Here is a 1,934-nt window from a genome sequence, read left to right on the forward strand (position 1 = left end):
TGTCGTTGTGGCTCTCGGCGGCGTAGTGCACGATGGCGTCGTGGCCCGGGACGATGCGGTCCAGCAGCTCCGCGTCGCAGATGTCGCCCACGACGAGCTCGACCCTGTCCTCGGGCAGCCCCGCGATGTTCTCGGGGTTGCCGGCGTAGGTCAGCTTGTCCAGGACGGTCACGTGGACGCCGGGGTGGTTGTTCACGACGTAGTGCACGAAGTTGCTGCCGATGAAGCCGCAACCGCCCGTGACGATGATGTTCTTAGGTTCAAAAATCTCAGACATGAAAATCCAATCTGAAGCAAGTACAGCTTCTTTAGTATGCCGCAGGAAGTGACGCCGCGACACTATTCAACAAAACTATCGGACATTTCGGCATGCGATAAGAGCCATGACCTTCGCAGAATTACTTCCCCTACAAAACGCCTCCGGAATGCAGTCTTTGTCGTACCGGAAGACCGAATTCCCAGTTTTATCGCGTAAGTACTTATAGAAGAAGTCTTCCCAGCTTTTAAACTTCTCACTGTTTACAAAGGCTTCTGGGGTTTCCAAAACCGCCTTAACATCTAACCCTGAAATTACGCCAGAGCTCAGCAGAAGCCACTCGAATGACTCGGGAAGACAAACCGTAACAGTATCGCGATGAATGTCTTGCAGCTTAAGGACGCGGTCCGCATAGCACCCAAATGCCGCTCCGTCCGCGACAACAAACACGCGATCGTCGAAATGCTGATCCAACCAGCCCAAAATCGCGCTGTTCGTCATGGCCGAAGCACAGGTAAGCTCACTATCAGCGAAATGCCGTTCAAAGAACTGGAAACCAGACTTACTGTCCTCGCATAGAAGGATAGAAAAGTCCTGTTTTGGCGCCGACCGGGAAATAGCATAACGATGATTCCCGCGATCTTGATAAACTGGGACGAAAGAATGGTATTTTCCGCTCGTCTTAATCTTGTAAATCTCATCCACGCTATACGGAAGATTGGGGAAATCAGCCCTTGAGATCAGCACGAAATAATTCGAGGAATACAGCATATGATGGGCAAACTCATCAGAATGGATCTCTTTTAAGCCCTCATCGACAAATACAATCGAGTCATGAACGGACGAAAGCTGGTTTCGCCAATCATAATCGGTCAGGGCGACACAGGGACAATCGCATTGCAAGGAAACGCCCGACTGCTCGCCCGTTCGCATGTAGTCTGCGACCATGTCAAACAGCGTCGTCTTACCCGTGCCGCTATCGCCACGCACAATAGTGATGTTCCGCTTGATGGTAAATGTGTACTTGGTTCCCCTACGGCGGGAAATCTTAACAAGATGCGAACCGTTCATAAGCAGCACCTACAGATACGGAATCGACTCGTGAATCAATTCGGCCATGTTATGAACGATTCGGCCGCTGTTCACGACTTTGATTTTAAAATCCTCGCGGCCAAAGTCCATCACATGATAGAGATTCACAACGAGCTTGCGGTCTTTCGCCATGTCGAGAATCCACTTGGCACAGTTGTCACCACAGGTAGAAGCGTTAAAAATATGCTTACGATCAAATCTCATAAGCAGCAGCGTTTTCACGCCACCAGAAAGCTGGAGCGGGGAGATGGATCCAAGCACGGGGCTTTCGATGACGTTTTCGGAGACAACATCCGATCGATCGACATCTTTAATTATCGAGACTGCATAGGGATCCGTAATCCAAGTAGACCGGTAAGAGTTTTTGAAATATGTCGCTGTGTTGTAAATCGCTTCTGGCATATCGCCAAAGTAGACGCTTAACACATCCACTCCCAATCATATTGTCTTTATGGTCAACGTAATCATAACGAAAGGGGCCACCAGATAAACGGTGACCCCTAAAAGAAAACAAGCTGGCGCTAGTACTCACGCGGGCTGTTGACGATCTCGCCGGCGGCGACCTTCTTCAGGTGCTGCCCGTAGA

Annotated in this window: 3 protein-coding genes; all 3 read right to left on the reverse strand. The window is 50.3% G+C overall.

Annotated features, from left to right (window positions below):
• The coding region (locus KSY82_RS10115; protein WP_217751114.1) for a GDP-mannose 4,6-dehydratase at positions 1–277 on the reverse strand (277 nt) is incomplete at its 3' end.
• Positions 278–352: 75 nt separating this feature from the next.
• Entirely contained in the window at positions 353–1,327 is a 975-nt protein-coding gene (locus tag KSY82_RS10120; protein ID WP_217751115.1) for a hypothetical protein, read from the reverse strand.
• Between the two features lie 9 nt (positions 1,328–1,336).
• The gene (locus KSY82_RS10125) at positions 1,337–1,774 is read right to left on the reverse strand and encodes a DUF4869 domain-containing protein (protein ID WP_040360074.1); all 438 of its coding nucleotides are present in this window, start codon (positions 1,772–1,774) and stop codon (positions 1,337–1,339) included.
• Between the last annotated feature and the right edge of the window lie 160 nt (positions 1,775–1,934).

Source organism: Collinsella aerofaciens (genome assembly GCF_019131995.1).
GTDB classification, from domain to species: domain Bacteria; phylum Actinomycetota; class Coriobacteriia; order Coriobacteriales; family Coriobacteriaceae; genus Collinsella; species Collinsella aerofaciens_S.